Annotated in this window: 29 protein-coding genes and 1 pseudogene; 7 read left to right on the forward strand and 23 right to left on the reverse strand. The window is 61.9% G+C overall.

Annotation, left to right across the window (positions count from 1 at the left end; all coding sequences use genetic code 11):
* Window positions 1–268: pseudogene (locus ACEW8N_RS14895) on the reverse strand (class III poly(R)-hydroxyalkanoic acid synthase subunit PhaC); the annotation flags it as partial.
* Between the two features lie 444 nt (window positions 269–712).
* Here ACEW8N_RS14895 and ACEW8N_RS14900 point away from each other — a divergent pair.
* Together ACEW8N_RS14900 and ACEW8N_RS14905 are read left to right on the forward strand one after the other, a co-directional pair.
* Window positions 713–2,143 carry a PAS domain S-box protein gene (locus ACEW8N_RS14900; protein ID WP_373500627.1) on the forward strand — a complete coding sequence of 477 codons (1,431 nt, stop codon included), beginning with the start codon at window positions 713–715 and terminating at the stop codon, window positions 2,141–2,143.
* Between the two features lie 125 nt (window positions 2,144–2,268).
* Window positions 2,269–2,532 carry a hypothetical protein gene (locus tag ACEW8N_RS14905; RefSeq protein ID WP_373500628.1) on the forward strand — a complete coding sequence of 88 codons (264 nt, stop codon included), beginning with the start codon at window positions 2,269–2,271 and terminating at the stop codon, window positions 2,530–2,532.
* A 14-nt stretch (window positions 2,533–2,546) separates the two neighbouring features.
* On the opposite strand, the gene purN is transcribed toward ACEW8N_RS14905, so the two are convergent.
* Window positions 2,547–3,353, reverse strand: a complete 807-nt coding sequence (gene purN / locus ACEW8N_RS14910; RefSeq protein ID WP_373500629.1) for a phosphoribosylglycinamide formyltransferase — start codon at window positions 3,351–3,353, stop codon at window positions 2,547–2,549.
* Window positions 3,354–3,590: 237 nt separating this feature from the next.
* Here purN and trxA point away from each other — a divergent pair, with 237 nt between their 5' ends.
* The 4 genes from trxA to rpmB all read left to right on the forward strand — a co-directional run bounded on the left by trxA (window position 3,591) and on the right by rpmB (window position 5,991).
* Window positions 3,591–3,917 carry a thioredoxin gene (trxA, locus tag ACEW8N_RS14915; RefSeq protein WP_373500630.1) on the forward strand — a complete coding sequence of 109 codons (327 nt, stop codon included), beginning with the start codon at window positions 3,591–3,593 and terminating at the stop codon, window positions 3,915–3,917.
* Between the two features lie 71 nt (window positions 3,918–3,988).
* On the forward strand, window positions 3,989–4,918 hold the full coding sequence (gene trxB / locus ACEW8N_RS14920; protein ID WP_373500631.1) for a thioredoxin-disulfide reductase: 930 nt from the start codon (window positions 3,989–3,991) through the stop codon (window positions 4,916–4,918).
* Window positions 4,915–5,634, forward strand: coding sequence for an outer membrane protein assembly factor BamD (locus tag ACEW8N_RS14925; protein WP_373500632.1), 720 nt, complete (start codon window positions 4,915–4,917; stop codon window positions 5,632–5,634). The genes trxB and ACEW8N_RS14925 overlap by 4 nt, the downstream gene beginning before the upstream one ends.
* A 165-nt stretch (window positions 5,635–5,799) precedes the next feature.
* Entirely contained in the window at window positions 5,800–5,991 is a 192-nt protein-coding gene (rpmB, locus tag ACEW8N_RS14930; protein ID WP_373500633.1) for a 50S ribosomal protein L28, read from the forward strand.
* A gap of 133 nt (window positions 5,992–6,124) precedes the next feature.
* On the opposite strand, the gene ACEW8N_RS14935 is transcribed toward rpmB, so the two are convergent.
* The 16 genes from ACEW8N_RS14935 to ACEW8N_RS15010 all read right to left on the reverse strand — a co-directional run bounded on the left by ACEW8N_RS14935 (window position 6,125) and on the right by ACEW8N_RS15010 (window position 21,835).
* Window positions 6,125–8,281, reverse strand: coding sequence for a bifunctional (p)ppGpp synthetase/guanosine-3',5'-bis(diphosphate) 3'-pyrophosphohydrolase (locus ACEW8N_RS14935; RefSeq protein WP_373500634.1), 2,157 nt, complete (start codon window positions 8,279–8,281; stop codon window positions 6,125–6,127).
* Window positions 8,282–8,307: 26 nt separating this feature from the next.
* Window positions 8,308–9,828, reverse strand: coding sequence for a proline--tRNA ligase (proS, locus tag ACEW8N_RS14940; protein WP_373500635.1), 1,521 nt, complete (start codon window positions 9,826–9,828; stop codon window positions 8,308–8,310).
* Between the two features lie 59 nt (window positions 9,829–9,887).
* Window positions 9,888–10,994 (reverse strand): flavodoxin-dependent (E)-4-hydroxy-3-methylbut-2-enyl-diphosphate synthase, encoded by a 1,107-nt coding sequence (ispG, locus tag ACEW8N_RS14945; RefSeq protein ID WP_373500636.1) that lies wholly within the window; start codon window positions 10,992–10,994, stop codon window positions 9,888–9,890.
* A gap of 256 nt (window positions 10,995–11,250) precedes the next feature.
* Window positions 11,251–11,871, reverse strand: coding sequence for an MBL fold metallo-hydrolase (locus tag ACEW8N_RS14950; protein WP_373500637.1), 621 nt, complete (start codon window positions 11,869–11,871; stop codon window positions 11,251–11,253).
* A 74-nt stretch (window positions 11,872–11,945) separates the two neighbouring features.
* Complete coding sequence (locus ACEW8N_RS14955) at window positions 11,946–12,218, reverse strand: hypothetical protein (protein ID WP_373500638.1); 273 nt, start codon at window positions 12,216–12,218, stop codon at window positions 11,946–11,948.
* Window positions 12,218–13,594, reverse strand: a complete 1,377-nt coding sequence (locus ACEW8N_RS14960; protein ID WP_373500639.1) for a TrpB-like pyridoxal phosphate-dependent enzyme — start codon at window positions 13,592–13,594, stop codon at window positions 12,218–12,220. The genes ACEW8N_RS14955 and ACEW8N_RS14960 overlap by 1 nt, the downstream gene beginning before the upstream one ends.
* 15 nt (window positions 13,595–13,609) lie before the next feature.
* Entirely contained in the window at window positions 13,610–14,206 is a 597-nt protein-coding gene (gene nusB, locus ACEW8N_RS14965; RefSeq protein WP_373500640.1) for a transcription antitermination factor NusB, read from the reverse strand.
* 7 nt (window positions 14,207–14,213) lie between these two features.
* On the reverse strand, window positions 14,214–14,687 hold the full coding sequence (gene ribE / locus ACEW8N_RS14970; RefSeq protein WP_373500641.1) for a 6,7-dimethyl-8-ribityllumazine synthase: 474 nt from the start codon (window positions 14,685–14,687) through the stop codon (window positions 14,214–14,216).
* Window positions 14,688–14,786: 99 nt separating this feature from the next.
* Window positions 14,787–16,004, reverse strand: a complete 1,218-nt coding sequence (locus tag ACEW8N_RS14975; RefSeq protein WP_373500642.1) for a bifunctional 3,4-dihydroxy-2-butanone-4-phosphate synthase/GTP cyclohydrolase II — start codon at window positions 16,002–16,004, stop codon at window positions 14,787–14,789.
* Between the two features lie 87 nt (window positions 16,005–16,091).
* Complete coding sequence (locus tag ACEW8N_RS14980) at window positions 16,092–16,748, reverse strand: riboflavin synthase (protein WP_373500643.1); 657 nt, start codon at window positions 16,746–16,748, stop codon at window positions 16,092–16,094.
* A 13-nt stretch (window positions 16,749–16,761) separates the two neighbouring features.
* On the reverse strand, window positions 16,762–17,871 hold the full coding sequence (gene ribD, locus ACEW8N_RS14985; protein ID WP_373500644.1) for a bifunctional diaminohydroxyphosphoribosylaminopyrimidine deaminase/5-amino-6-(5-phosphoribosylamino)uracil reductase RibD: 1,110 nt from the start codon (window positions 17,869–17,871) through the stop codon (window positions 16,762–16,764).
* Window positions 17,864–18,352 (reverse strand): transcriptional regulator NrdR, encoded by a 489-nt coding sequence (gene nrdR, locus ACEW8N_RS14990; RefSeq protein ID WP_373500645.1) that lies wholly within the window; start codon window positions 18,350–18,352, stop codon window positions 17,864–17,866. Before nrdR ends, ribD begins: the two co-directional genes overlap by 8 nt.
* Before the next feature lie 3 nt (window positions 18,353–18,355).
* Window positions 18,356–18,841: a cytidine/deoxycytidylate deaminase family protein gene (locus ACEW8N_RS14995; RefSeq protein WP_373500646.1), complete on the reverse strand. Its 486-nt coding sequence runs from the start codon at window positions 18,839–18,841 to the stop codon at window positions 18,356–18,358.
* Window positions 18,831–20,102: a serine hydroxymethyltransferase gene (gene glyA / locus ACEW8N_RS15000; protein ID WP_373500647.1), complete on the reverse strand. Its 1,272-nt coding sequence runs from the start codon at window positions 20,100–20,102 to the stop codon at window positions 18,831–18,833. Before glyA ends, ACEW8N_RS14995 begins: the two co-directional genes overlap by 11 nt.
* Before the next feature lie 62 nt (window positions 20,103–20,164).
* The gene (gene rpiB / locus ACEW8N_RS15005; protein ID WP_373500648.1) at window positions 20,165–20,614 is read right to left on the reverse strand and encodes a ribose 5-phosphate isomerase B; all 450 of its coding nucleotides are present in this window, start codon (window positions 20,612–20,614) and stop codon (window positions 20,165–20,167) included.
* Between the two features lie 216 nt (window positions 20,615–20,830).
* The gene (locus ACEW8N_RS15010; protein ID WP_373500649.1) at window positions 20,831–21,835 is read right to left on the reverse strand and encodes a cyclic nucleotide-binding domain-containing protein; all 1,005 of its coding nucleotides are present in this window, start codon (window positions 21,833–21,835) and stop codon (window positions 20,831–20,833) included.
* Between the two features lie 274 nt (window positions 21,836–22,109).
* Here ACEW8N_RS15010 and ACEW8N_RS15015 point away from each other — a divergent pair, with 274 nt between their 5' ends.
* The gene (locus tag ACEW8N_RS15015) at window positions 22,110–24,020 is read left to right on the forward strand and encodes a GNAT family N-acetyltransferase (protein ID WP_373500650.1); all 1,911 of its coding nucleotides are present in this window, start codon (window positions 22,110–22,112) and stop codon (window positions 24,018–24,020) included.
* A 3-nt stretch (window positions 24,021–24,023) separates the two neighbouring features.
* On the opposite strand, the gene murI is transcribed toward ACEW8N_RS15015, so the two are convergent.
* The 5 genes from murI to ACEW8N_RS15040 all read right to left on the reverse strand — a co-directional run.
* Window positions 24,024–24,797: a glutamate racemase gene (gene murI / locus ACEW8N_RS15020; RefSeq protein WP_373500651.1), complete on the reverse strand. Its 774-nt coding sequence runs from the start codon at window positions 24,795–24,797 to the stop codon at window positions 24,024–24,026.
* Window positions 24,794–25,210, reverse strand: a complete 417-nt coding sequence (locus tag ACEW8N_RS15025; protein WP_373500652.1) for a YkgJ family cysteine cluster protein — start codon at window positions 25,208–25,210, stop codon at window positions 24,794–24,796. Before ACEW8N_RS15025 ends, murI begins: the two co-directional genes overlap by 4 nt.
* A complete protein-coding gene (gene recR, locus ACEW8N_RS15030) occupies window positions 25,197–25,799 on the reverse strand; it encodes a recombination mediator RecR (RefSeq protein ID WP_373500653.1) in 603 nt (200 codons plus the stop codon). Before recR ends, ACEW8N_RS15025 begins: the two co-directional genes overlap by 14 nt.
* 24 nt (window positions 25,800–25,823) lie before the next feature.
* Window positions 25,824–26,141 (reverse strand): YbaB/EbfC family nucleoid-associated protein, encoded by a 318-nt coding sequence (locus ACEW8N_RS15035; protein WP_373500654.1) that lies wholly within the window; start codon window positions 26,139–26,141, stop codon window positions 25,824–25,826.
* Window positions 26,142–26,150: 9 nt separating this feature from the next.
* Window positions 26,151–26,696: hypothetical protein (locus ACEW8N_RS15040; protein WP_373500655.1), on the reverse strand; the 546-nt coding region annotated here is incomplete at its 5' end.

Consider the following 26,696-nt stretch of genomic DNA (forward strand, 5'->3'; position numbering starts at 1 on the left):
GCCCGGGCTGAAGGTCGAGCATCGTCTCCCGGTTGATCAGGGCGTACACCACCAGGAGGGGGAATTTGTGGGTGACCTTTTCGGGCCGGTAGTGCTTCAGCTTCACCCGGTCCTCTTCGTACACCACCGCGTAGGGCGTCGCGGCGAGGTCGGTTTCCAGCGGCCCCAGGAGCACTTCGGAAGCTTTCTGGGCAAGCGTCTTGGCCTTTTCGCTGCTCTCCGTGAGTTTTTTCAGGATCAGGTCGACGGCGATTTTCGGCTGGCTCATGCGGGTTTTCCTTTCCTTGCGCGGATTCATCTTCTTCCGCGGGGACGCGGATGGCCGGTCGCCTCGAGAGCGCCCCGGGCGGTTTCATCAGCTTGTGAACGTCCCTTCAGGGCGCTTCCATGCCGCGGCATGCGGAGACGGCATGCGACGGGGCGTCTCCCGACGAAGCTCCATCCTCGCGGCGCTGCGGTCGATGAATGACGTGATGGTATATCCATCAGGCAACACACTGAATTGGTTGTTGAGGCTTCTGCCGTGATTTGATAAATCAGGACAATTCGGAACAGCCTTCAACGATGTCCGAATTTCGGACAGTCATAGCACGCAGGCCGAGGAAGTTGATATAGGGGGTTCTCATCATTTCACATGGGAGAATCCCCCAGTTTCATGAACCGGCCGGATTTTCGAATCGTCATGGATTTTCCGGCCCGCTGACGATCGCCCATGAGAGAAATGCTGGACCATCCTGAATCCTGGTACCGGTTGCTGTTTGAAACCACACCGGATGCCATTCTTGTTCTTGACGAAGAGACCCGCCGCTTCGAGGCCGTCAACGGAAGCGCCGAGGATCTCTTCGGCCTTGCCGGAGAAAAATTTCTGGCCATGACCGCAGCGGATATCCTGGCCGTCGGGGATCCCCCGTGGGGCGGAGATTCGCTCCGCAGGGGTCCGGAGATCCGGATTTTAAAGACCGGCGGCGGAGCGGTGTTCACGGGCGAGATTTCCGCGGGAGGATTCGTATCGGAAGGGCGGGCCAAGATCGTCTGGATCGTTCGGGACATCACGGAGCGGGTGCGCCGGGATGAGTCTATACGGAAAAAGGTCGAGCAGCCATACCGCAGCGTCCTTGACAACATCGCCATCGGCGCCACGCTGATCAGCCCCGATATGAGGATACTGACGCTGAACAAGCAGATGAAACGGTGGTATCCCCGTGTCGATTTTTCAGGGGAGCCGCTGTGCTACAGGAGCTTCAACGACCCCCCGGGGGAGAAGGTCTGTTCGTATTGCCCGGTGATCAAAACCCTGCGGGACGGCCAGGTGCACGAATCCGTGGCCGAAACGCCGTCGGGCGGCGGCATCCGCTATTTCCGCATTATTTCGTCGCCCGTCAAGGACGACGACGGCAGGGTCCAGGCCGCCATCGAGATGGTTGAGGACATCACCGGGCAGAAGCAGGCGGAGCGGCAGATCCAGAACCTTTCCCAGCAGCTCCTGAACGCGCAGGAAAACGAGCGGCTGATGATCTCCAATGAACTGCACGACACTCTCGCCCAGGATCTTTCCACCGTCAAAATCTCCCTGGAGTTCCTTGCGGGGGAACCGTCGGCGCTGCCCCCGGATACCCGTCAAACCATCGCCCATCTGGGTGCGGTGCTGGGGCGGTCCATTCTGAGCGTCAGGAACCTCTCCTACGATCTCCGGCCCCCGGGACTCAAGGAGATCGGGCTCATCGAGACCCTGGCCTCCTATTGCGACGAATTCGAGGAGGAGACCGGCATCACCGCGAAATTCTACTCGGCCGGACTGAAAGGCCGGCCCATGGACCCGTTTCTGGAGATCAACATCTACCGTCTGGTGCAGGAGGGCCTCAACAACATCCGGAAGCACGCCGGGGCGGGCCGGGCCGTCGTCCGGCTGGTGGGGGTGTATCCCAACGTCATTCTCCGCATCGAGGACGACGGCAGGGGATTTGATGCCGGGGAGCGCGGTCAGCCTGCCGGCGGCGAAAGGCGGATGGGCATCAGCAGCATGACGGAGCGGGTCAACCTCCTCATGGGACGCATGGAGATCCGGTCCCGGCCGGGGGAGGGCACCCGGATTTTCATCAAATTTCCTTTCCGGGACGGCGCAACGGATCCCGAGCGGCGCTGAGGCGACCGGTGGCGCGCGCGGTCAGGTCATCCTTCGGTCTTTCGGGAAAATATCCCATGCAAATGATGCCTATCCCCTATGTACAAACCGGGCCTCCCTGGTTTATTGAAGTTGAGGAGAAGCCGGTGGCAACCCGCCACCTCAACCCACCCAAGTCTTCGGAGGGGCATGAGATGGGCGAAAAGAATGGATCCTGTCAGGAAGGCAGCACCCTCGACATTCCGCACCTCATCCGCAGCATCCAGCGCATCGAGGGGGGCCGGGCCTGCTTCGGCAAGCCCGGAGCGGAATGCGATCCCGCTTCGTGCCGCTGGCAGGACCTCTGCGCCAGGATGCATCCCCAGGCCTTCCCGGGACCGCCGGAAGGCCCTTCGAAAAAAAGGAAATGAGCGCGGCGCCCCGCCTATGAAGCCGACCGGGCCAAGATCTCCACAACGGACCTCTCCGCCGTCCGCCCATCCCCCGGCGCATAGCCTCTTCGGACCACCCTGAGCCGGTTTTCGGCATAAAGCTGGATGCACTCGGGATAGAGCTCCCACTCCTGCCGGAGCCCCTTTTCCTTTACGGCATCCAGGGAATCCCCGGGCGCGATGGGAAAGGCCCGCTGCCCGATGATGGGGCCCGAGTCCTCGCCGTAATCGACGAAATGAACCGTGCACCCGCCGACTTTGCAGCCGTAGCGATAGGTGTCGCCGTAGCCGTCCACGCCGGGAAAGGCAGGCAGAATCGCCGGATGGATGTTCATGATCCGGGGCTTTTCTGGGTCGCCGTTGACGCGGTCGATGAAATAGGGCGTCAGGGTCCTCATGAATCCCGCCAGGACCAGCAGGTCGAAGCCGTGAACCGCCATCTGCTCAAGGAGCGCGGCCTCGGCCGCGGCGCGGGCCGTGAAAAACCGCGTCAGCGTGCCCGGGTCGGTGCCGGGGGGAAAAAGGTGCTGCCGGGAGAGGACGCGGTCCATGTCGAAATCCGGGGGCGGGGAAATCCCCCCGGGATCTTCCCTGTATCGGCGGATGATATCCGAATAGTCCACGCAGAACCGGGGGATATGGTGTTTCCCGGCCCGTTCGAGACCTCCCGCGCGGGGGGTGTCGGACCCGACAAAGACGATATGGGCGTCGAGCTGTCCGGCCAGGCTGCGGTCGATGATGGCCTGGAGGTTGGTGCCCCCGCCAGAAATCAGGGCGCCGACGCGGATTTTGTTGCTCATGGGGATAAGCCTCCTTTCGGAAGAGAACAGGATATGGACGCCGGGAGCAGGGAGATGGGCCTGGGAACCCTGCGTGACCGGGCCTCCGGGGCATGGCACCAGAGGTAGCAGAAGGCCTGGATCCTGTCAATCCCGCGGCCGCGCCGGCCCCCTGCCGCAATGCAATCTGGTTGACAACAAACCCTGCTGTCACTATAATCTCTGGATTCAACAACCCCAAAGAAAGGACACAGGATTATGGCCGAAGGTGTTATGGATATTGACGATAACGGATTTGAAGCGGAAGTGCTGAAATCGGACATACCGGTTCTGGTGGATTTTTGGGCGCCGTGGTGCGGGCCGTGCAAGGCGATCGCACCGACAGTCGAGCAGCTCGCAAAGGATTTCGTAGGAAAGATCAAATTCACGAAGTGCAATGTGGACGACAATCCAATCACACCCGCGAAATACGGCATCCGCGCCATCCCCACTCTCATTTTTTTCAAGGGCGGCGAGGTCGCCGACCAGATTACCGGGATGGTCGCCAAGGCCAAACTGGAGGAGGCCATCAACAAACTGCTGTAAGACAGGCAGTCCGTCCATCGGGTGCGATCCCCTTCGTGAAACGGATCTGCACGCAGTTTGGGGAATCATGAATGGCAGATGTTGATTTCGATCTTGTGATCATCGGCGGGGGCCCGGCCGGATTGACCGCCGGGCTTTACGCGGCGCGCGCGCGCCTCAGGACGCTGCTGCTGGAAGGCCATCTTCCCGGGGGGCAGGTTCTCATTACCGACCGGGTCGAGAATTACCCGGGCTATCCCGAAGGCATCACCGGCATCGACCTTGTCCGGGGAATGACCGATCAGGCCAAACGCTTCGGCCTCGAGATGGATGCCCGGAAGGTCGAATCCCTGAGCCTGGAAGGGCCGGTCAAGGTGGTCAACGCCGGGGGCCGGAGCTTCCGGACCTGCGCCGTCGTCGTCGCCACGGGGGCTTCTCCGAAAAAGCTGGGGGTCCCCGGGGAGGATCAGTTCTTCGGAAAAGGGATCTCCTCCTGCGCCACTTGCGACGGGCCTTTCTACAAGGACCGCGTGGTCGCCGCCGTGGGCGGGGGGGATACGGCGGTTCAGGAGAGCGTGTTTCTGACGAAGTTTGCCAGCAAGGTCTATCTCATCCATCGCAGGGACCGGTTCCGGGCCGAGAAAATTCTTCAGGAGAGGGCCCTTGGCAACGAAAAGATAGAGATTCTCTGGGATACGGTGGTGACGGGCGTCAGCGGCCTCACCCACGTGGAGAACATCCATATCCGGAACCTCAAGTCCGGTGAAGGGCGGACGCTCAGGGCGGACGCCTTTTTTGTGTGGATCGGCATTCACCCCAATGCCGATTTTCTGGGAGACGGTCTTGCGCGGGACGCCCAGGGCTTTATCCAGACGGATGATCACATGGCAACGTCGGTTCCCGGCATATTCGCGGCGGGAGACGTGAGGGCCACGCCCCTGCGTCAGATCGCCACCGCCGTGGGTGACGGCGCCCTTGCCGCCGCTTCTGCGGAGCATTACATAGACCAGTTGGTGAGATGAAAAAAACAATTTTAGCGGTCATGACCTTGGTGGTGTTTCTCGCGGGGTGCTCGTGGTTCCAGTCGAAGGATGAAGAGTCCTCCGAGGACCTCGTCAGCGACGCCATGTACAACTATGAAAGCGCCGATTATCGGAACGCCATAGAATCCTTTGAAAAGCTCAAAGACTGGTATCCCTACAGCAAGTATGCGATCCTGGCGGAGCTCAAGATCGCAGACGCCCGCTACCGGCTGGAAGAGTACGACGAAGCCATCGCCGCCTACGAGGCGTTTGAGAGCCTCCACCCGAGAAACGAGGCGATCCCCTATGTCATCTACCAGATCGGGACCTGCTATTTCGAGCAGATCGATACGGTTGACCGGGACCAGAGCGTCGCGGAAAAGGCCATGGAGGTCTATGCGCGGCTCGTGAAGCAGTTTCCCGACGATCCCTACGCGGCAAAGGCGCGGGAAAATATCAAGGCATGCCAGAAAAGCCTCTCCGGCCACGAGTTTTATGTCGGCATGTTCTATTTCAAGAACAAGAACTACCGGCCCGCCCTCACGCGCTTCAAATCCGTTCTCGCCAACTATCCGGACGTGGGGATCCACCAGAAAGCGATCCAGTACATCGCGTTGTGCGAGGATAAACTCAGGGAAAACGCCCTGGATGCCAAATCGGACGAGAAGGATGCATCCACCGAACCGGAGTCCTCCGGCGCACGGCCGGTCGATTAGTCTGAAAAAAATCTTTACACGGGAAAACGCATCGCCTATATTACACAATTGCGCTTTTGCCGAGTCACCTGCGGGGCCATCACGGTGCGTCCCGCCACGGTCTCATCAAATTGGCACCGAGAAACGAAACCGAAGTGAAACATCCAGAGTCAAGGAGTGATCATCATGTCCAAAATGTGTGAGATCTGCGGCAAACGCCCGCAGGTCGGAAACAACGTCAGTCATGCGCACAATCTCAACAAACGCCGTTTCAACCCCAACCTGCAGCGGGTCCGGGCCATGCGGGGCAAACAGGTCCGGAAGATAATCGTCTGCACCCAGTGCATCAAGACCGGTCGGGTCGTCAAGGCGGCCTAACGTCCATCATACAGATGGTTTCGTAAAAAGTTCGAGATACGGCTTGCGAACCCAGAGAAGTGCGGCGTACATGCAGTACGCCGCAGTGACGAGGGATACGCGCAACCCAGATATCGGGCTTTTTTCGGGACCGTCAACCTTCGATGCGCTCGACCCGGGTAATCTGTTTGACCTTTTTGATGTCCGACAGGACACGATTGAGATGATTCATGTCCTTGATCGCCAGGGTGAAAATGCTGTCGACAGTTTGGTTTTCCCGGGTTTCCGAGTGAACGTTCAAAATATTGGCGCCGTTTTTGCTTATGTTCGACGCCAGATCCGCCAGGAGCCCCACCCGGTCGAACGATTGAATATGAATCTTGACCGGGTAGGTTTCTCCGCCTGACGCGTCGTTCCATTCCACCTCGATCTGCCGATCCGGATTCACCTGAAGGGCATTGACGCAGTTGACCCGATGGACGGTCACCCCGCGCCCCTGGGTGATATACCCGACGACCGAATCCCCGGGGACGGGCTGGCAGCACTTCCCGAACCGGACCAGAACATCGTCGATTCCCTTGACCGTCACGCCGCCCGTCTTGGGCTTCTTCTTCCGAACCCGGTGGATGATCCGGTCCAGCAGCGATTCGTCGCTTTCCTCTTCATCCAGAGGCTTGCGGATGAATTTCCGGACCACCTGGAGCGGCGTGATCTTGCCGTACCCCACATTGGCGATCAGATCCTCCAGGGCCTTGAACCCGAAGTCGACGATCACCGTCTCCATCTCCTCGGACTTGATCACGTCATTGTAGTTGAGCTTGTGCTTGCGGAAGGCCTTTTCACACATCTCCCGGCCCAGGGAGATGCTTCTCTCCTTTTCCTGGGTCTTGATCCACTGCCGGATGCGGGAGCGGGCCTTGACGGTCCGGACGAAGCTGAGCCAGTCCTTGCTGGGCTGATGGTTCTTGTTGGTGGTGATCTCGACGATGTCGCCGGTGTTCAGTTCGTAGCGGAGGGGGACCATGCGTCCGTTCACCTTGGCGCCGACGCACTGGTTGCCGACCTCGGTATGGATCAGGTAGGCGAAGTCGACCGGGGTCGCGCCCTTGACCAGGGATCTGACCTGGCCCTGGGGGGTGAAGACATAGACCTCGTCCGGAAACAGGTCGATCCGGACGCTTTCCATGAACTCGTCGGGGTTGTCGATGTTGGCCTGGTTTTCGATCAGGTTCTGTATCCAGGCGAATTTTTCACTGATGCTTTTGTCCGGGTTTTTCCCCTCCTTGTAGCTCCAGTGGGCCGCGATGCCGGATTTGGCCACCCGGTCCATCTCGCGGGTGCGGATCTGGATTTCCACCCGCTCGCCGTAGGGGCCGATGACGGTGGTGTGGAGGGATTGATACATGTTGGGCTTGGGGCGCCCGATATAGTCCTTGAATTTGATGTCGATGGGTTTCCAGAGGGCATGGAGGATTCCCAGGGCTTCATAGCACTGGCTCTTGGTTTCCAGGATGATCCGGAACGCGACGATGTCGTAGACGTCCTCGAATTCGAGGTTCTGGGTGATCATCTTCTGGTAGATGCTGTAGAAGTGCTTGTACCGGCCCAGGACCTCGCAGGGGATGCCGGCTTCGTCCATCTCCTTGCGGATGAGCCCCATGACGGTTTCGATATAGTGCTCCCGCTCCTCCCTGTCCTTGCTGACGAGTCCCTTGATCCGGTTGTATTCCTCGGGCATGATGAACATGAACGAGGTGTCCTCCAGCTCCCGCTTCATCCAGTAGATGCCGAGGCGCGAGGCGATGGACGCGTAGATGTCCATGGTTTCCTGGGAGATATCCCGCTTTTTCTTGTCGTTCTTGTGAAAGCCAAGGGTGCGCATGTTGTGGAGACGGTCGGCCAGCTTGATGAGGATGACCCGGATGTCGTCGGCCATGGCGAGGATCATCTTCCGGATGCTGTCGGCATGGCGCTGATGGGCGCTGTGGGTCTCGACCTTGCTCAGCTTGGTCACGCCCGAGACGATGTGGGCCACATCCGGACCGAAGATCTCCGAAATTTCATCCAGGGTCGCATGGGTGTCCTCCACGACGTCGTGGAGGAGTCCCGCCGCGATGGAGACGGCGTCGAGGTTCATATCCGCCAGGATCGCCGAGACCTCTAAAGGATGGGAGAGATAGGGCTCTCCCGACAGGCGAACCTGGCCGTCGTGGACCCGGGCGGAGTAGATATAGGCGCGGTCGATGAGATCGATGTCCGCGTCCGGGTTGACTTCGATCATTTTATCAATGATGTCGCTGATACGAACCATGATGCAGGGAACCCCCGGATTCAGGTTTAGTAGGCTTTGGCGAAGACCACGCGCTCGCCTGACGGCTTCCCGCAGCAGATGCAGCGGCCTTTTTCCGGGGCGTTGTCGAGGGGGATGCTGCGGATGGTGACCGTGAGGTCCTCCTTGATCTTCGCCTCGCAGGAAGCATCGCCGCACCAGTGGCTCATGGCAAAGCCGCCGTGAATCTCGGGCCTGTCGAGGTTGTCGGGGGTGAAGAAGCCGTAGAAATCCTCCGGGGTGTCGATGGTCCGGGTGTGGTCGTCGGTGAAAGCCCGGGCGCGCTGGAAGAGGTTGCCCTGGATCTCGTCCAGGAGATCGCAGAGGCCCCCCGTGAAGACCTCCCGTTGAAAGGATTTCTTCTGCCGGTGATCCATATCGCGCCGAGCGACGAAGACGGCGTTTTCGGAGATGTCCCTGGGCCCGATCTCCACCCGGAGGGGGATGCCCTTCTTGATCCATTCCCAGCCCCGTGCCCCGCCGATGCTCCGTTCGTCGATCTCGACGCGGACGCGGGCGTGGTGGTAGTAGATTTCCTTCAGCTCGGCGGCGAGGCTTGCGGTGTATTCCATGACCTTGGTCCGTTCATCGTCGTTCCGGAAGATCGGGAGGAGCACGAGGTGGGCCGGGCTGACCCGGGGCGGCATGATCACCCCGTCGTCATCCCCGTGGGTCATGATCACGCCGCCGATCATCCGGGTGGAGGTCCCCCACGAGGTGGTCCATGCGAACTCCTCCTTCTCTTCGGCGGTCTGGAATTTGATGCCCGATGCCTTGGCGAAATTCTGGCCCAGGAAATGGGAGGTGCCGGCCTGAAGCGCCTTCCGGTCCTGCATCATGGCCTCGATGCAGAGGGTGTCCACCGCGCCCGGAAACCGTTCGGAGGCGGTTTTCCGACCCTTGATGACGGGCATGCCCAGGTAGTCCTGCACGAAGCGGGTGTAGACGTCCAGCATCAGGCGGGTGCGTTCCAGGGCATCCTCGGCCGTGGCGTGCACGGTATGGCCCTCCTGCCAGAGGAACTCGCTGGTCCGGAGAAAGATGCGGGTCCGCATCTCCCAGCGCACCACGTTGACCCACTGGTTGATGAGCAGCGGAAGGTCCCGGTAGGAGCTGACCCACTTGGCAAAGGAGTCGCCGATGATGGTTTCCGAGGTGGGGCGCACGACCAGCGGTTCGGCCAGCTCGCCCGCAGGGGTCAGGCCGCCTGCGGCGTTCTTTTCGAGGCGATGGTGGGTGACGACGGCGCATTCCTTGGCGAACCCCTCCACGTGTTCGGCTTCTTTTTCGAGAAAGCTCAAGGGGATAAAAAGCGGGAAATAGGCGTTTTTCACCCCGGTGGCCTTGAAGAGGTCATCCAGCTCCCGGACGATATTCTCCCAGAGGGCGTATCCCCAGGGTTTGATGACCATGCAGCCCCGGACCGGCGAGCGGTCGGCCATGTCCGATGCCTTGACCACCTGCTGGTACCATTCCGAGTAATCTTCGGTCCTCGTGGGCGTGATTGCGCTTTTCGGTTGTGTTGCCATGGTGTTCCTTTCGTTTTGCTTTCTCGAACCGGGTCTTCCCCCGCGCCGCCTTTCCAGGATCAGGGCATGCAGGTCGATGAAGGATCCGCCGTCGGTTGGGATGCGGTGAAGCGCTCGACCTCCGCCAGCAGCACCTCGACCAGTTTTTCATGGGGGACCTTTCGGACCACCTCGCCTTTTTTGAAGAGGATGCCCACGCCGTCTCCGCCGGCGATGCCGATATCGGCCTCCCTGGCTTCCCCCGGGCCGTTGACCACGCACCCCATGATGGCGATCTTGACGGGCGCAACGACATACATCAGGGCCTTCTCGACCTCCTCGGCCACCTCGAACAGATTGATGCGGCAGCGGCCGCAGGTGGGGCAGCTGATGATCTCCGGCCCGCGCCTTCGGATCCCCAGGGCCTTCAGGATTTCATATCCGACCCGGACTTCCTCCACCGGGTCGCGGGTCAGCGAGACGCGGATCGTGTCCCCGATGCCTTCGGCAAGCAGCATGCCGATGCCCAGGGCGGATTTGACGATGCCCGGAAAGATCCCGCCGGCCTCCGTGACCCCGACATGGAGGGGGAAGTCGGTTTTTTGGGAGAGCAATCGGTAGGCCGCCACGGTCCGGCCGACATCCGATGCCTTGAGGGAGATTTTGATCTCGTGAAAATCGCAGGAATGGAGCATCTCCACGTGCCGCAGGGCGCTTTCGACCATTCCCTCCGCCGTGGCGCCGCCGTATTTTTTCAGGATATCCTTTTCAAGGGAGCCGGAATTCACCCCGATGCGGATGGGGAGACCGTGGTCTTTGGCGCAGCTCACGACAGCGGCCACCTTGTCCATGCCCCCGATATTGCCGGGGTTGAGGCGCAGCCCGTCGGCCCCGGCCCTGGCTGCGGCGATGGCCAGCCGATGGTCGAAATGGATGTCGGCAATCAGGGGGATGCCGATGCCCTTGCGGATCGACCGGATCGCTGCGGCGGCGGCCATGTCGGGAACCGCCACGCGCACGATTTCACATCCGGCGCGTTCCAGGCGCAGGATCTGGCCCGTCGTCGCTTCAACGTCCGCAGTCGGCGTGTTGGTCATGGACTGGACCGCGATGGGCGCCATGCCCCCGATCTGAACCTGCCCGACGTGAATCGGGCGCGTCGGTTTCCTGTCACTTAGAATTGTCATGATCTGGGGTCCGGCATAAACCACACCCATGCGGGGGCGGTTTGAAAAGTTGTCTGTCCAGCGTACGCTACGGTATATGTAAGCACTTTACAGGAGAAATTGAAACAAAAAATCGGACTCCGGGGAACCTGCCGGGAATCGCCTGCGGCCTTCCGCGGCAGAAGGATTCGACGTTCCGGCCCTCGTTGCGGATGGGCGGCGGCCCGGAAAGGCGGCGTCGGTCCGGAAACCCGGCGCCTCCCCGGGCGATCTTCGGTTACCGGAAAAAGGGGTTGTATCGCTTCTCTCTCCCGATGGTGGTCGCCGGGCCATGCCCGCAGTAGACCTGGGTTTCATCGGGAAGCGTGAAAAGCTTGCTGCGGACGCTGTTGATGAGCTGATTGAAATCGCCGCCCGGCAGATCCGTTCTTCCGATGGAGCCGGAAAAGAGCGTATCCCCGACAAAGACGGCGTCCCCGGTCTGGAGCGCGATCCCTCCGGGGCTGTGGCCCGGCAGATGGATCACCTTCAGGGTGATCCTGCCGAAGGTGAGGGTGTCGCCGTCACCCGGCATCTGGTCGGGCGTCGGGGAGTTTTCCGCGGAAAGACCGAAGGAAGCCGCCGCCTGGCTGAGATGGGCGAGCATGGGGGCGTCCTCCCTGTGGATGCAGATCGGCGCGCCCGTGGCGTCTTTCAGCCGCTTGTTGGCGCCCACGTGGTCGAAGTGACCATGGGTGTTGATGATCAGCTTGACCGCGAGGCCCAGCCCCTTCAGCATCTGCAGAATCCGGTCGGGGTCGCCGCCCGGATCGATGACCGCCGCCTCCATGGTTTCCTCGCACCCCAGAATATAGCAATTGGCCATGATCGGCCCGACTTCCATACTTTTCAAAATCATGGGATTTTCCTTTCCTTCCGGACCCGAGGCGGCCCCCGGCGCCGCGGGCGCCGTTCCTCGCCCGGGCGTCCGGGTCATTTCCCGGAGAGACGCTTCCGGGCTTTTTCAATGAGGCCCACCAGACTGGTTACCTTGTTCATCGGCCGGTTCTGCGTGAGGGTCTCAAAGGCCTTTGCCGACAGATGCGTCCTCAGAAACGTCACCACGTCGAAAACTTCCCACCAGCAGTCGATGGTTTTATGGCACGCCTTTCCTTCCTCCTCCGCGGTGAGGCAGTATCGGAACCGGACCGGACCCCCGAGGCGGGGGCAGCGGCGTTCAAAGCGGTCAAGATCTTCGGGATCCATCAGCGGCTCTTCAGCAGGGCGGGTTTGGGAAAATTTTCAAAGATTTTTTCCGACCGCTCGATCTCCTCGTCCGTCAGGATAAAGTTCGTCAATTGTCCGGAGAGGAATTTTTCGTAGGCGGTGAGGTCCAGAAGCCCGTGTCCGCTCCAGGTGAAGACGATCACCTTTTCCTTGCCCTCCTCCTTGGCCTTTTTCGCCTCGTCGATCACGCAGGCCAGGGCGTGGGTCGTCTCGGGGGCCGGGATGATCCCTTCGGTTCTCGCGACGAGCAGCCCCGCCGCCAGCGCGTCCATCTGGGTGACGGACCTGGGCGTCGCGATGCCTTCAGTGACGATCTGGCTCACGGTGGGGGCCATGCCGTGATAGCGCAGCCCGCCGGCGTGGACCGGCGGCGGGACGAAGGCATGGCCCAGGCTGTGCATGGGCATCAGCGGCGTGTACCGGGCGGTGTCCCCGTGATCGTAGACAAAGGGCGCCTTGGTCAGGGTGGGGCAGGCGGCGGGCTCCACCGGAAGGATGTCGATCTTTCTGCCGTTCATCTTGTCGAGAACGAAGGGGAAGGCGAGGCCGGCGAAATTGCTGCCGCCTCCGGCGCAGCCGATGACGACGTCCGGGTATTCGCCGATTTTTTCGAACTGTTTCTTGGCTTCGAGGCCGATGATGGTCTGGTGAAGCATGACGTGGTTGAGAACGCTGCCTAAAGAATAGCGGGTTTTGCCGGTCTCGTCGCCGACCGCCGCCTCGATGGCCTCGCTGATGGCGATGCCCAGGCTGCCGGGGGTGTGGGGATCCCGCTCCAGGGCTTCCCTGCCGGCCCGCGTCTCTGTGCTGGGGCTGGCCACGCACTGTCCGCCCCAGGTCTCCATCATGGCCTTGCGGTAGGGCTTCTGGTCGAAGCTGACGCGGACCATGTAAATCTTGCACTGCATGCCGAACTGGGCGCAGGCAAAGGCCAGGGCGCTGCCCCACTGCCCGGCGCCGGTTTCGGTGGTCATCCGCTTGGTGCCGAAGATCTTGTTGTAGTAGACCTGGGGAACGGCCGTGTTGGGTTTGTGGCTTCCCGGGGGGCTCAGGCTCTCATTTTTGTAATAGATCCGGGCGGGCGTTCCCAGGGCCTTCTCCAGGGATCTCGCCCGGACCAGCGGCGCGGGGCGCCAGATGGTCAGGATATCCAGGACCGGTTCGGGGATGTCGATCCAGCGCTCGGTGCTGACCTCCTGTTCGATCAGGTTCATGGGAAAAACAGGGGCCAGGGCATCCGGCGTGATGGGATTCCCGTCGGGTCCCAGTGGCGGATTCATCTTGATGTCCGCAAGGATGTTGTACCATTTGCGGGGTATTTCATCTTCCGTCAGAAGAATCTTCCTCGTATCCATATCTTTGTGCACTCCTCATTCCTTTTGTGTTTCATTCGGTACGGCGGCCGCCGGCGCCGCGCGCCGCCGCACCACCCCCGGTTTTCCCGTCACTCGTGAAAAAGAGACGCCGGGGTCTTCTTCATCCGGTTCGGCCTCGGGGGCTTCCACCTCCTGAAGTCGATCGGGGATCGCCGAATCGGATTCGGCATCAACCAGGATCTCTTTGTTTTTCAGTGCGATGTGAGCGCTGTCGAGGATGCCGTTGATAAAGGCTCCCGACTCGTCGGTCCCGAATTTCTTTCCGATATCGATGGCTTCGTTGATGGAGACCTTTTCCGGAATATCCTCCATGTAAAGGATCTCATACAGCGCAATCCTCATAACGTTGCGGTCGACGCAGGCCATGCGGCCGATCTTCCAGTTGCTCGAGAAGCGTTCGATGAGCCGATCGATCTGAGAACGGTTCCGCATGACCCCCTTGAGCAGCGTCTCGAAAAAAGGGAGCACCTCTTCGGACTGGGGGAAGCAGCGCTGAAACAGCGCCAGCGCCTCAAGGGAGAGATCGTTCCGGATGTCCATGTAATAGAGCGCCTGAAGGGCCGCCTCTCGGGATTTGCGACGGTTTTTCATGGTGGATTCATGCCTGGTTGACGACGTCCATCAGATTGGCCATCTCGATGGCGCTGACCGCCGCGCTCCAGCCCTTGTTGCCGGCCTTGGTACCGGCCCGTTCGATGGCCTGCTCGATAGTGTCGGTGGTGAGGATGCCGAAGATCACCGGGACCTCCGATTCCATGGTGACCGCCGCGATGCCCTTGGATACCTCGGCGCATACATAGTCGTAGTGGGATGTGGATCCCCGGATCACGGCGCCCAGGCAGATGATGGCATGATACCGGCCTTTTGCCGCCATCTTCTTTGCCAGAAGCGGTATTTCAAATGCTCCCGGCACCTTGACGATGTCGATGTCCGCATCGTCCGCCCCGGAGCGCGAAAGGGCGTCCAGGGCGCCGCCCACCAGGCGGTCGGTGATGAAATCATTGAATCGGCTGGCAATGACGGCGAATTTTTTCCCCTCCGCAATCAGTTTGCCCTCAAACATATTCGGCATGAAATTCTCCTTTTTTGGGTTCGGGTTCGCGGGCGGAAGGCGGGAGGAGGGCCTTTGCGGCGCATCCCCCTGCGCTTCCGCGTGACAGGCGGCCGGGGGTCAGGGGTTGGCGTCGATGTTCAACAGATGGCCCATCTTCAGTTTCTTGCATTCCAGGTAACACCGGTCGAAATCGTTGGGCGGGATCTCGATGGACACCTGCTCCACGATGCTGAGGCCGTATCCCTGGAGGCCGACCATCTTCTTGGGATTGTTCGTCATGAGCCGCATCTTTCTCACGCCCAGGTCCCGCAGGATCTGGGCGCCGATGCCGTAATCCCTGAGGTCGTCCTTGAAACCGAGTTCCCGGTTGGCCTCGACGGTGTCGAGGCCGTGATTGATCTGCAGTTCATAGGCCTTCAGCTTGTTGACCAGCCCGATGCCGCGCCCCTCCTGGCGGAGATAGAGGATCACGCCCGCGCCTTCCTTTTCGACCATCTCCATGGCCTTGTGGAGCTGGTCGCTGCAGTCGCACCGGAGGGAGCCGAAGATATCGCCGGTCATGCATTCCGAGTGGACGCGGACCAGAATCGGTGTTTCAGGGGTGATCTCTCCTTTGACCAGGGCGATATGGGTCAGGTTGTCCATATCGTTTTCGTAGGCGATGATCCGGAACTCTCCCCCGAAGCGGCTCGGGATTTTCGTATCCGCGGCCCGGCGCACGAAGGATTCGTTCCGGAGCAGGTAGGCCACGAGGTCGGCGATGGTGCAGATCCCGATGCCGTGCTCCTTGCTGAACTTTTCAAGCCTCGGCATCCGCGCCATGGTGCCGTCGTCGTCCATGATCTCGCAGATGACGCCCGCGGGCTTCAAACCGGCCAGGCGCGCCAGGTCGACCGATCCCTCGGTCTGCCCCACCCGAACCATGACCCCGCCGTCCCGGGCGCGGAGGGGGAAGATATGGCCCGGCCGGGCCAGATCTTCGGGCCGGCAGCCGTCTGCGACGGCCGTCAGGATGGTCGTCGCACGGTCGGCCGCGGAGATGCCCGTGGTGACGCCCTTCTTGGCCTCGATGGAGACGGTGAAGCCGGTTTCGAACCTCGATGTATTGTTCTGCACCATCATGGGCAGCTTGAGGGCGTCGACCTTGGCTCCGGTCAGGGACAGGCAGACCAGCCCCCTGCCGTATTTGGCCATGAAGTTGATGGCCTCCGGGGTAATCTTCTCGGCCGCCATGGTGAGGTCTCCCTCGTTTTCACGGTCCTCGTCGTCGACGAGGATGACCATGCGACCGTCTTTGATGTCCTGAATCGCCTGTTCGATAGAGATTTGCGGCATGGTTCTTCTTTAACTCCTTTGATGCCTTTTGGATGATCCGCCGACCAAACCCGAGCCGGAGGCGGATGGTTCAGCCCGCAGCGGCCTTTACAGAAAGCCGTGCCTGGCCAGAAAGTCAATGTCGACGCCGTCCTGGCCCGCAGCCGTCTTGGGCTTCCCGCCGGTGACAAACCGCTCGACGTATTTTCCGATCATGTCCGTTTCGATGTTGACGGCGTCGCCGACCGCTTTCATTCCCACCGTCGTCAGCCTGGCGGTGAGGGGAATGAGGCTCACCTCGAACCCGTCGGCCGTCACGGCGTTGATGGTGAGGCTGACCCCGTCGACGGCCACGGACCCCTTGGGGATCATGTACCGGGTCAGGTCGCGCGGGACGCGGAAGGAGATGATGATGGCATTGCTGCGCGCCTTCCGGTCGGCCAGGGAGCCCATCCCGTCGATGTGGCCGGAGACCAGGTGGCCGTCCAGGCGGTCCGAGAGCCGGAGCGCCCGCTCGAGGTTGACCCGGTCTCCCGCCCGCATGCGGCCGAAGGTGGTCCTGGCCATGGTTTCGGGGGAGACGTCGACGGTGAAGCTCCGGCCGTTCAGGGCCACCGCCGTGAGGCAGGCGCCGTTGACGGCGATGCTGTCTCCCAGCCGGGTGCCCGCGAGGGCGAAGTCGGCGTCGACGGCCAGCTTGCAGCCTTCGCCCGAAGGCTGGATGCCGCGGATCGTCCCCAATCCTTCTATGATCCCTGTAAACATAGCCTCCATCCTGTCACGGGGTCCGGCCGCCGTCGACATACCCTTCGATCAGCACGTCCTCTCCGAACCGGCGGACCGCCATCTCCTTCACGGGGATGCAGTCGTCCATCCGGGCCGGCCCTTCGCCCCTGCAGATCGGAATGCCGTCGTCGCCGCCCAGGATCTTCGGAGCGAAAAAAAACATGATCTTGTCGGCGATCCCGGCTTTCAGGGCCGATGCCGCCACCCGGCTGCCGCCCTCGACCAGAACGCTCGTGATGCCCATTTCCCCCAGCCGCGCCATGAGGCGGCCGAGGTCGAGGCCGCCGCCCGCCTCTGGGAGGCGGATCACCGTGGCGCCTTTTTCCGAAAGCCGGCGCGCCTTTTCCTCCGGCGCCGCCTCTCCGGCAGCGATGACGGCGCCTGCGGATGAGGCGACGGTCAATACCTTCGCGCCCTCGGGGATGGACAGGCGGCTGTCCAGGATGATCCGCGTCGGGTCGAGGCCGCGGCCGTCTGCGAGCCGTGTGGTCAGGCTGGGATCGTCTGCCAGGACGGTCCCGATGCCCACCAGGATGCCGTCCATGCCGTGACGAAGATGGTGAACGTGGGCCCGGGATGCCTCGCCGGTGACCCACCGGGCGTCACCGGTCCGGGTGGCGATCCGGCCGTCCAGGGTGGCCGCGCATTTCAGGATGACGAACGGCCGCCCGGTCCTTGCGTATTTGACAAAAATTTCGTTGAGCCGCAGGGCTTCTTCTTCCAGGATGCCGGTGATGACCGGGACGCCCCTGGCCCGGAGGAATTCTGCGCCCCCGCCGGCGACCCGGGGATTGGGGTCCTCCATGGCCACAAAGACCCGTCGGATGCCCGCGGCGAGGATCTTTTCCGTGCAGGGCGGGGTCCGCCCCGTGTGGTTGCAGGGTTCGAGGGTGACGTACAGGTCTGCGCCCCGGGCCCGGCCGCCCGCGTCGTCGATGGCATTGACCTCGGCGTGGGGGCCGCCCACCTTCTCGTGCCAGCCCTTGCCGACGAACGCGCCGTCTTTGACCACCACCGCCCCGACCATCGGGTTGGGGGAGGTGAATCCCCATCCCTTTCGGGCCAGGGCCAGGGCCGTTTGCATGTACCCGACCTCAGTCATCCTTGGACTCGATGCCTTTCTCCGTCGCGTCCTTGCGCCGGAGCTTCCGGAGTTCGGAAACGAAATCGCCCACATCCTTGAACTCGCGGTAGACCGATGCGAACCGGACATAGGCCACGTCATCGAGTTCATGAAGTCGGGTCATGACCTTTTCGCCGATGACACGGGAGGGAACCTCTTTCTGGTCGATTTCCCGGATGTCCCGCTCCAGATCGTCCAGGATCTCTTCGATGACGTCCATGCTGATGTGGCGCTTTTCACATGCCCGCTGAATGCCCGAGCGGACCTTGTCGCGGCTGAAGATCTCCCGCCGGCCGTCCTTCTTGATGATCATGACGGGGATGTCCTCGACCTGCTCGTAGGTGGTGAACCGCCTGCCGCAGGGGATGCATTCCCGGCGCCTCCGGATGACGTTGCCGTCCTTTCCGAGCCTCGAGTCGATCACTTTGTTGTCGAGTTCACCGCAGTACGGGCATTTCATGGGCTATTCCCCGGGGGCGTCCTGGACCTTGGATATCGTGACGCCGCCCTCCGCGAACATGGCCATGGACATATCGTCGGCATACCCGGAGAGGTAATAGATCCGGGTGATGCCGGCGTTGATGATCATCTTGGCGCAGATGGAGCAGGGCATGTGGGTGCAGAACAGGGTCGCGTCCCGAATCGAGACGCCGTGGTACGCCGCCTGGATGATGGCGTTCTGCTCCGCGTGAATGCCCCGGCACAGCTCATGGCGTTCGCCGGAGGGCACCTTGAGCCGCTCCCTCAGGCATCCGGTTTCCCGGCAGTGGGTGATCCCGCTGGGGGCGCCGTTGTAGCCCGTCGACAGGATCCTCTTGTCTTTGACGATGACCGCCCCGACCGCCCGCCGCATGCATGTCGAACGCCTGGACACCAGGCCCGTGATGTCCATGAAGTAGGTGAGCCATGACGGCCGTTCGGGCAGGATGCGGTTCACGTCAGGATCCATCGCCCGCCGTCCCGCGCTCCTCCGGATAAATGGGAAATTTCCGGCACAGCGACAGCACCGACTCGCGGACCCCTGCGGTTACTTCGGGATCCCCGGGGGATTTGAGCACCGTCACGATGAGGTCCGCGATGACCGTCATCTCGGCAGCCTTCATGCCCCGGGAGGTGACCGCCGGGGTCCCGATGCGGATGCCGCTGGTGACGAGCGGGCTTCGGGTTTCATACGGGATGGCGTTCTTGTTCACGGTGATCCCCGCCAGGTCCAGGGCGTGCTCGGCGTCCTTCCCGGTGATGTCGAAGCGGGTGAGGTCGGCCAGCATCATGTGGTTGTCGGTGCCGTCCGACACCAGCTTGATGCCGTTTTCCATCAGCCGCCCGGCCATACGGGCGGCGTTCCTCACGATGTTTTTCTGGTAGTCCGTGAACGCGCTGCTCTGGGCCTCCTTGAAGGCCACCGCCTTGGCCGCGATGACATGCATGAGCGGACCGCCCTGGATGCCCGGAAAGATCTGGCTTGCGATTTTTCTGGAATGCTCCTCCCGGGCCAGGATTAATCCGCCCCGGGGCCCCCTCAGGGTCTTGTGGGTGGTCGAGGTGACCACATCCGCGTGGGGCACGGGGGAGGGGTGAAGCCCCGCGGCCACCAGGCCCGCGATGTGGGCCATGTCCACCATGAGGTAGGCGCCTGCGGCCCGGGCGATCTCGGCGAAGCGGTCAAAGCGGATGATGCGGGGATAGGCGCTGGCCCCGGCCACGATCATTTTGGGGCGGTGGGTTTCGGCCAGGCGGGCGACCTCGTCGTAATCGATGGTTCCGGTCTCCCTGCCGACGCCGTAATGGATGAAATTGAAGAGTTTTCCTGAAAAGCTGGCCGGGCTGCCGTGGGTGAGATGTCCGCCGTGGGCCAGGCTCATCCCCAGCACGGTGTCTCCGGGGGACAGGAGGGCGAAGTAGACCGCCATGTTGGCCTGGGAGCCGGAGTGGGGCTGGACATTGGCATAGTCCGCGCCGAAGAGGCGCTTGACCCGATCGATGGCAAGCTCTTCGGCCTTGTCGACGAACCTGCATCCGCCGTAATAGCGCTTCCGGGGATAGCCTTCGGCGTATTTGTTGGTGAGGACGCTTCCCTGGGCGGCCATCACCGCCGGGCTGGCGATATTCTCGGAGGCGATCAATTCCAGAGTCTCTTCCTGCCTCCTCAGTTCATCGGCGATGACGCTTGCGATCTCGGGGTCGATTCGTTCAATGACATTCAGCTCCAACGGCAGTTCCTTTTCAGCTTCCTTCGGGTTATGGGTTGACAGAACACCTTCAGCCGGACGCCTTAACACACCTGGTCGAACTTATCCAGCCGGGACTGATGCCGCCCCCCTTCGAAGGGGGTCTCCAGCCAGGTCTTCAGGATCTCGATGGCCAGGATATCCCCGATGACGCGTCCGCCCATCACCAGGATGTTGGCGTTGTTGTGTTGCCGCGAGAGCCTCGCGGCAAAGAGGTCGCTGCACAGCGCCGCCCGGACCCGGGGGAAGCGGTTGGCCGCCATGGACATGCCGATCCCGGTGCCGCAGAGGAGGATCCCCCGCGCGTAGGTTCCGTCCGAGACGGCCTTTGCGACCTGAACGGCGTAATCCGGGTAGTCCACGGAGTCCGCGGTGAAGGTACCGACGTCCTTGACCTCGATGCCGGCCTTGTCGACGAGGTAGGCTTTGATGATGTCCTTGAGCGCCACCGCCGCATGATCGCATCCGATGACGATGGGGGAGTTCTGGTTCATGATGTGTCCTGTCCCTTTATGCCGCGGCCCGAAGGGCCGATACATTAGCATTCTTAATAAATGTAAATCATTAGTATAAGCCCATGTAGATCAAGTCGCAAGAGAAAATATTGATTCGGCGGGAATTCCCGCTGACGTCGTTACGGCCCGGCTTGCATGGCGTTTTCCACGGCGTTCCCACGGGGTTCGGGGCGTATGGGTCCGTTCGGGCGGGCATCAGGAGGGGGACGTGGCCGCTTCGATGAGGGATTCGGGGAGTTCCCGCGCGAACCTGAGGTGGACGGAGTAGCTGTTGAAAAGATGGTCGATCACACCGATGACGACACCCGTCTCCGCCACGTCGATCCCGGAAGGTTTGGCCGGGATGCTGAACTCGACCCGAATCTTCCGGCCCAGGAGCATCTGGGGGAGTTTCGGGTTGGTGATCCGGATGAAAAAGGAGATGCCGCCAATGGAGATATCCGAGAGCGAGCCCTTGAAGGCATCGGCGATGGGGGCGCCTTCGGCGTTCAATATGAAGAACTGGATGACGCCGCCGATCCTGACGCGGAGATGATGCCGGCGGTTGATGTCCTGCTCCTTCAGCAGTTCATGGTCCTTGGTGGTTTTCGAAAAATAGTCCTCCAGCTTGACGGCCAGGGAGGGCATGGTCCGCCGCAGGTCGGTGAAATCGTCATGGTGAAGGGTTTTCAGACTGGAGCGGCTCTGGCTCAGGAGGGAGGTGGTGCACACGGACACATTGAAGAAGGTGTCCCCGCCGGCCAGGGTCCCGGCGCCCATCGACCGGATGAGTTTTTCCGTCGAACCTTCCCGGCACACCAGATTGAGTTCCCCCTGGTCAATGAAATGGAGGTGCCGGTTTTTATGGCCCTGGCGGAATACGGCGGCGCCCGCATCGTAAACCGCCGGCTTGAGTCTGAAATACAGGGCGTTGGCTTCCTCGGGCATGAGGGTGCTGTAGAGCTTCCGCCAGATTTCCAGGTGCCGCTTTTCGATGGCCCCGCCTTTTTCATCCTCGATGATCTCGGCGGACCTGATGATTTCAACCAGGGCCATGGCATCGACTTCAAAGAGTTTTTCCCGGAGGGCATAGGCCGCCGGGAAATTTTTGGCCTTCGCGTTTTCAACGATCAGGTTGAAGATCAATTCGACCGCCTCGGCTTTCCGGCCCTGCCGCACAAAGGTCTCGATGCGCTGGTTTTCAAGGGTGAGATCGTTCATCCGCTCTCCTGCTCTGCTGTTCTGTGGGATCCAAAACCGTCAACATCGCCTCAGCCCGATATCCGCCGCTGCGCCGCCCATATCGCCTTGACAACCCATGGCGCTTCCCCTAAAGGAGGAACAGGGGAATGAAGAATACCATCAATCATCGGCCGACTCAAACACTAATTCGGCGTCATGCATCACCGAATCCGGCCGCTGCCGGGCATCGATACGGCCGCTTATGAATTCCGGGAAACCGCCGCAGGACGCACATGGCGGCAGAGGGGACGCCATGACATCCCATGAATGGATGAAGAATTGCCCGAAGCACAAAATCGTGACAATCCAGGAGGCAGCGGAGAAGATCCGGAAGGGGAGCCGCCTCTTCATCGGAACGGGGTGCGGTGAGCCCAGGCAGCTGATACGCGGCATGGTCGACAACCCGGATGTCCAGGATATCCTCATCTACCAGATGCTCTCCTTCACCCTGGCTGAATATATGGATGACCCGTCATTCCTGGAGCGGTTTTCCCTCAAGCTCTTTTTTATCGGTGCAACCATGCGCAGGGCGGCCTTCGAAGGGAAGATCGATTATGTCCCGGTCTACCTGTCGGAGATCCCCGACCTCTTCGACAGCAACCAGATCGGCCTGGACACGGCGCTGATCCAGGTAAGCCCTCCGGACCGTTTCGGGTTCTGCAGCACGGGCGTCTCGGTGGACGTGACGCACGCCGCGTGCCGGAATGCCCGTACCGTCATCGCCCAGGTCAACCCCCGGATGCCCCGCACCGCGGGCAACAGCTTCATTCACGTGGACGAGATCGACCTCCTGGTCCCCCACGAGGAGCCGCTGATCGAGGTGGCCCCCGCCGTCCCCGATCGGGAGGTGGCCGAGCGCATCGCCTACTACGTCTCCGAACTGGTGGAAGACGGCGCGACCCTCCAGGTCGGCGTGGGCCACATTCCCCATGTGATTCTGGGAGCCCTGGGCGGGAAAAAAGACCTGGGCATCCACACCCAGATCATTACCGACGCGTATATCCCCCTCTTCGAACAGGGGGTCATCACCAACAAGCACAAAACCCTCATGCCCGACCGCGCAGTGGCGTCCCTCTGCATGGGATCCGAGGCCCTTTACGATTACGTGGACAACAACCCCCGTTTTTATTTCCGAAGTTCCGACTTTGTCAACAACCCTTCGGTGGTGGCCCGAAACGACAACCTCATCTCCATCAGCTCGGCCCTGGAGGTCGACATCACCGGCCAGGTCTGCGCCGATTCCGTGGGGCACCTCTTCTACAGCGGCACCGGCGACCAGGCCAATTTCATCCGCGGGGCGGCCATGGCCCGGGGGGGGTTTTCCATCATCGCCCTGCCGTCGACGGCCCGGAACGGGACCGTCTCCCGCATCGTCCCCAACCTGAGCGAGGGGGCCGGCGTCGCCACCCTCCGGGGGGACGTCAATTTCGTGGTGACGGAGTACGGAATCGCCCAACTCCGGGGCAAGAGCATCTTTCAGCGAGTGGTGGAGCTGGCCCAGATCGCCCACCCGGATTTTCGGAGCCATCTCATCTCGTCGGCCAAGACCTTTCACTACATCTTCGCCGATCAGAAGGCCCCCCGGGCGGAGGACCTGACCTTTCTCGAACACTACAAGAGCCGGATCACCCTGAAAAACGGCAAAAGCATGGCGATCCGGCCAATTCTGCCCACCGACGAATTCGGGTATCGGAATTTTTTCTATTCCCTGAGGGAGGAAACGGTTTACTACCGCTTTTTCCGGCGGGTCCGGCTGTTTCCACGGCAGATGGCTCAGAACCATTGGGCCGACCTGGATTACCGCAGGAACATGTCCATCATCGGGTTGGTCCGGATCCGCGGCCATAAGGATATCGTGGCCATCGGGACCTACCAGGGGCAGGCGGACGGGGGCACCGCCGAGGTCGCTTTTGTCGTCCGGGAGGATTTTCAGGGGATGGGCATCGGCTCCCGACTCCTTACAATCCTGGAGGGGATCGCCCGGGAGAACGGGTACCGGGGGTTCACGGCGACGGTCCTGCTGGAAAACCGGTCGATGATCCATGTCTTCAAGAGGCGCTATCCCGATGCCCGCATCACGGTGCGGGACGAGAGCGCCGAAATCGTCATGGATTTTGCGCCGGCCGGGGACGCTGGAGAACCGTCGGGAGCGGCGGGGCGGTAACGGTCAGGACGCTGCCGGAAGGAAGCGGACCCGCCCCTTCATGAAGACGGCGGCGCGCCTTTCGGTTTCGGGGGGGATGTCTGAAAGGTAGAATTCGGCCCGCGCCTCCTCCTGGTTCCCGGGCGGCGGGGCGGGATCGTCCTGAAGGAGAGGGATGAGATCCGCCGACGGCTCCACCAGGCGGACCCGCATGCCGATTTTTCTCTGGATGAGCGCGGCCAGAACCGGATAATGGGCGTCGCCCAGAATCAGGGTGTCGATCTTCCGGACCTTGAGGGGGATCAGGGACTTCTTGACGATCATGGCCGTCTCGGGCTTTTTCAGCCAGCCCTCCGCGACCAGGGCGCCGATGAGGGGGCAGGCGGCCTGACAAACAGCAGCGTCGGGCGCAAGCAGCCGGATCCTGTCCGTGTAGGCGCCGGAGCGGATCGTCGCCCGGGACCCCATGACGCCGATCCTCCCGTGCCGGGAAACCCGGACGGCCGCCGCGGCCGCAAGGCTCACCACATCGATCACCGGCACCGCCGATTGCGCCGCCAGGGCTTCCGCCGCCACGGCCGATGCCGCGTGGCAGGCCAGGACAATTTTCCGGACGCCTTTTTCCGCGAGAAACCGCCCGGCCCGGAGGGTCCGGCGGAGGACGGCCTCGGGGCTTTTCTCATCGTAAGGGCCGTGGGCGGTGTCGCCGAAATAGATGAACCGGTGCCGGGGAAGGCCCGCCAGGAGCCGCCGGGTCAGATCCAGCCCTGCCAGGCCCGAATCCAGGATGCCGATCACGCGTCAGACCTCTGTTCTTCGATCTGCCTCCGAACGCACCGGAGAATGCGCTCGTCCGGGACGTCCGTCCGCATGCCGGGACAGGACCCGGCCATCATGCGCCAGTTGGCGGGGTCTTTCAGCACGCTTTCGATGTAGGGCCACGCCCGGCACATGCGGGGCTTCACCGGATGGATCGTGCAGAGGCGGTCCCGGAAGAAGATGCAGTAGCCGTCCTCTCCCTGGGCGATCACCGGCCGGCTTCCCGCCTTCCGGCAGTAGTCCCTCACGAAGGTTTCCGGGTCGGCGCCGATATGGGCCGCGATGGCCGCGATGTCCGCCGGGGTGACATAGGTCCCCCCGAATCCGTTGCAGCATTCGCCGCACTGGCGGCATTCAAAGATGGGGTCGCATCGGCTTTCATCCGAGGACATGACGGGTCTCCATGGCGCGTTTCAGGGTCATCTGATCCACGTATTTGAGGTCTCCCCCCAGGGGGACGCCGGAGGCGATGCGGGTCACCCTGACCGGGCGGCCCTCGAGCAGCTCCGAGAGGTAGATGGCGGTCGACTCCCCCTCCAGGTGGGTGTTGGTGGCCAGGATGATCTCCTTGACCTCGCCTTCGTCGACCCGAAGGAGAAGCTCATGGATCCGGATGTCGTTCGGGCCGATGCCGTCCATGGGCGACAGGGCCCCCTGGAGGATGTGGTAGCGCCCGCAATAGGCGCCCGAGCGCTCGATGGCGATCATCTCGGAAACGTTTTCCACCACGCAGAGCAGGGAGGCGTCCCGGGAGGGGTTGCTGCAGATGCCGCAGATGTCGGTGTCGCTCAGGCCGAAGCAGCGGGCGCAGAGCCGGACCTTCTCCTTGACGTTCAGGATGGCGTAGGCCAGGGCTTCGGCCTCCTTTCTCTGAACGCGGACCAGGTGGAGGGCCAGGCGTTCGGCGGTCTTCTCCCCGATGCCGGGCAGGGCCTGGAGGCGGCCGATCAGGCGGCGGATGGACGGCGGGTAATGCATCATGCGAATCGAGGACTCCCCTCCGCCTTACACCATGCCGGGGATGTTCATCCCCGCCGGCATGAGCTTGCCCATCTCCTTGGAGACCATCTCCTGGGATTTTGCGAGGGCGTCGTTGACCGCGGCCAGAACCAGGTCCTGGAGCATTTCGACGTCTTCGGGGTCGACGACCTCCTTCTCGATCCGGATGGAGACGATCTGCTGCTTGCCGTTGGCGACGACTTTGACCATGCCGCCGCCGGCGCTGGTCTCGATCGTGGTGCCGGCCAGTTCCTCCTGGAGTTTCATCATCTTTTCCTGAAGCTTCTGCGCCTGCTTCATCATGTTTCCCATACCCTTCATCATCACTGCCTCCTATAGGATTTTGACGTCGACGACCGTGCCGTCGAAGATTTCAATGGCGGCCGCCACCATGGGGTGATTGAGCGCATCCTGGCGGATGGCGTGGGCCTGCTCGATTTTGTTCTGCCGGGGGTCGCCTCCGGCCTCTTCGAGGCGGAGCGACAGGCGGACGCTGCGGCCGAAAAAAGCCCGCGCGGCGTCCTGCAGGATCTCCTGCTTTTTCTGGATCTGTTTCAGGTTGAACGCGCTGCCCTGCACCGCGATCTCGATCTCCCCGTCTCCGATGCGATGGAGAGTGCTCCGGGTAAGATAAGAGCCCAGGGCCTGGGACCTTCCGCAGACCAGGGCCGTCAGCTTCTCCCAGGTCACCGCCGGGGGATCGTCCGGATCGTAGGCAATATCGGCCGAAGCATCGGGAAGACGGCATTCCGCCGGGCTGTCCGGGTCCCCTTCCGGCGGGGGGGTGTATCCGGGGCCGGGCGTCGCTGCGGGCGGCCGAGACCGGGGCGGGGCGTTTTCCCTGTCCGTGGATGCCGCTCCGGATGGCACAGGCGATGC

This window comes from Desulfococcus sp., from assembly GCF_041737845.1.
Classification (GTDB): Bacteria; Desulfobacterota; Desulfobacteria; order Desulfobacterales; family Desulfococcaceae; genus Desulfococcus.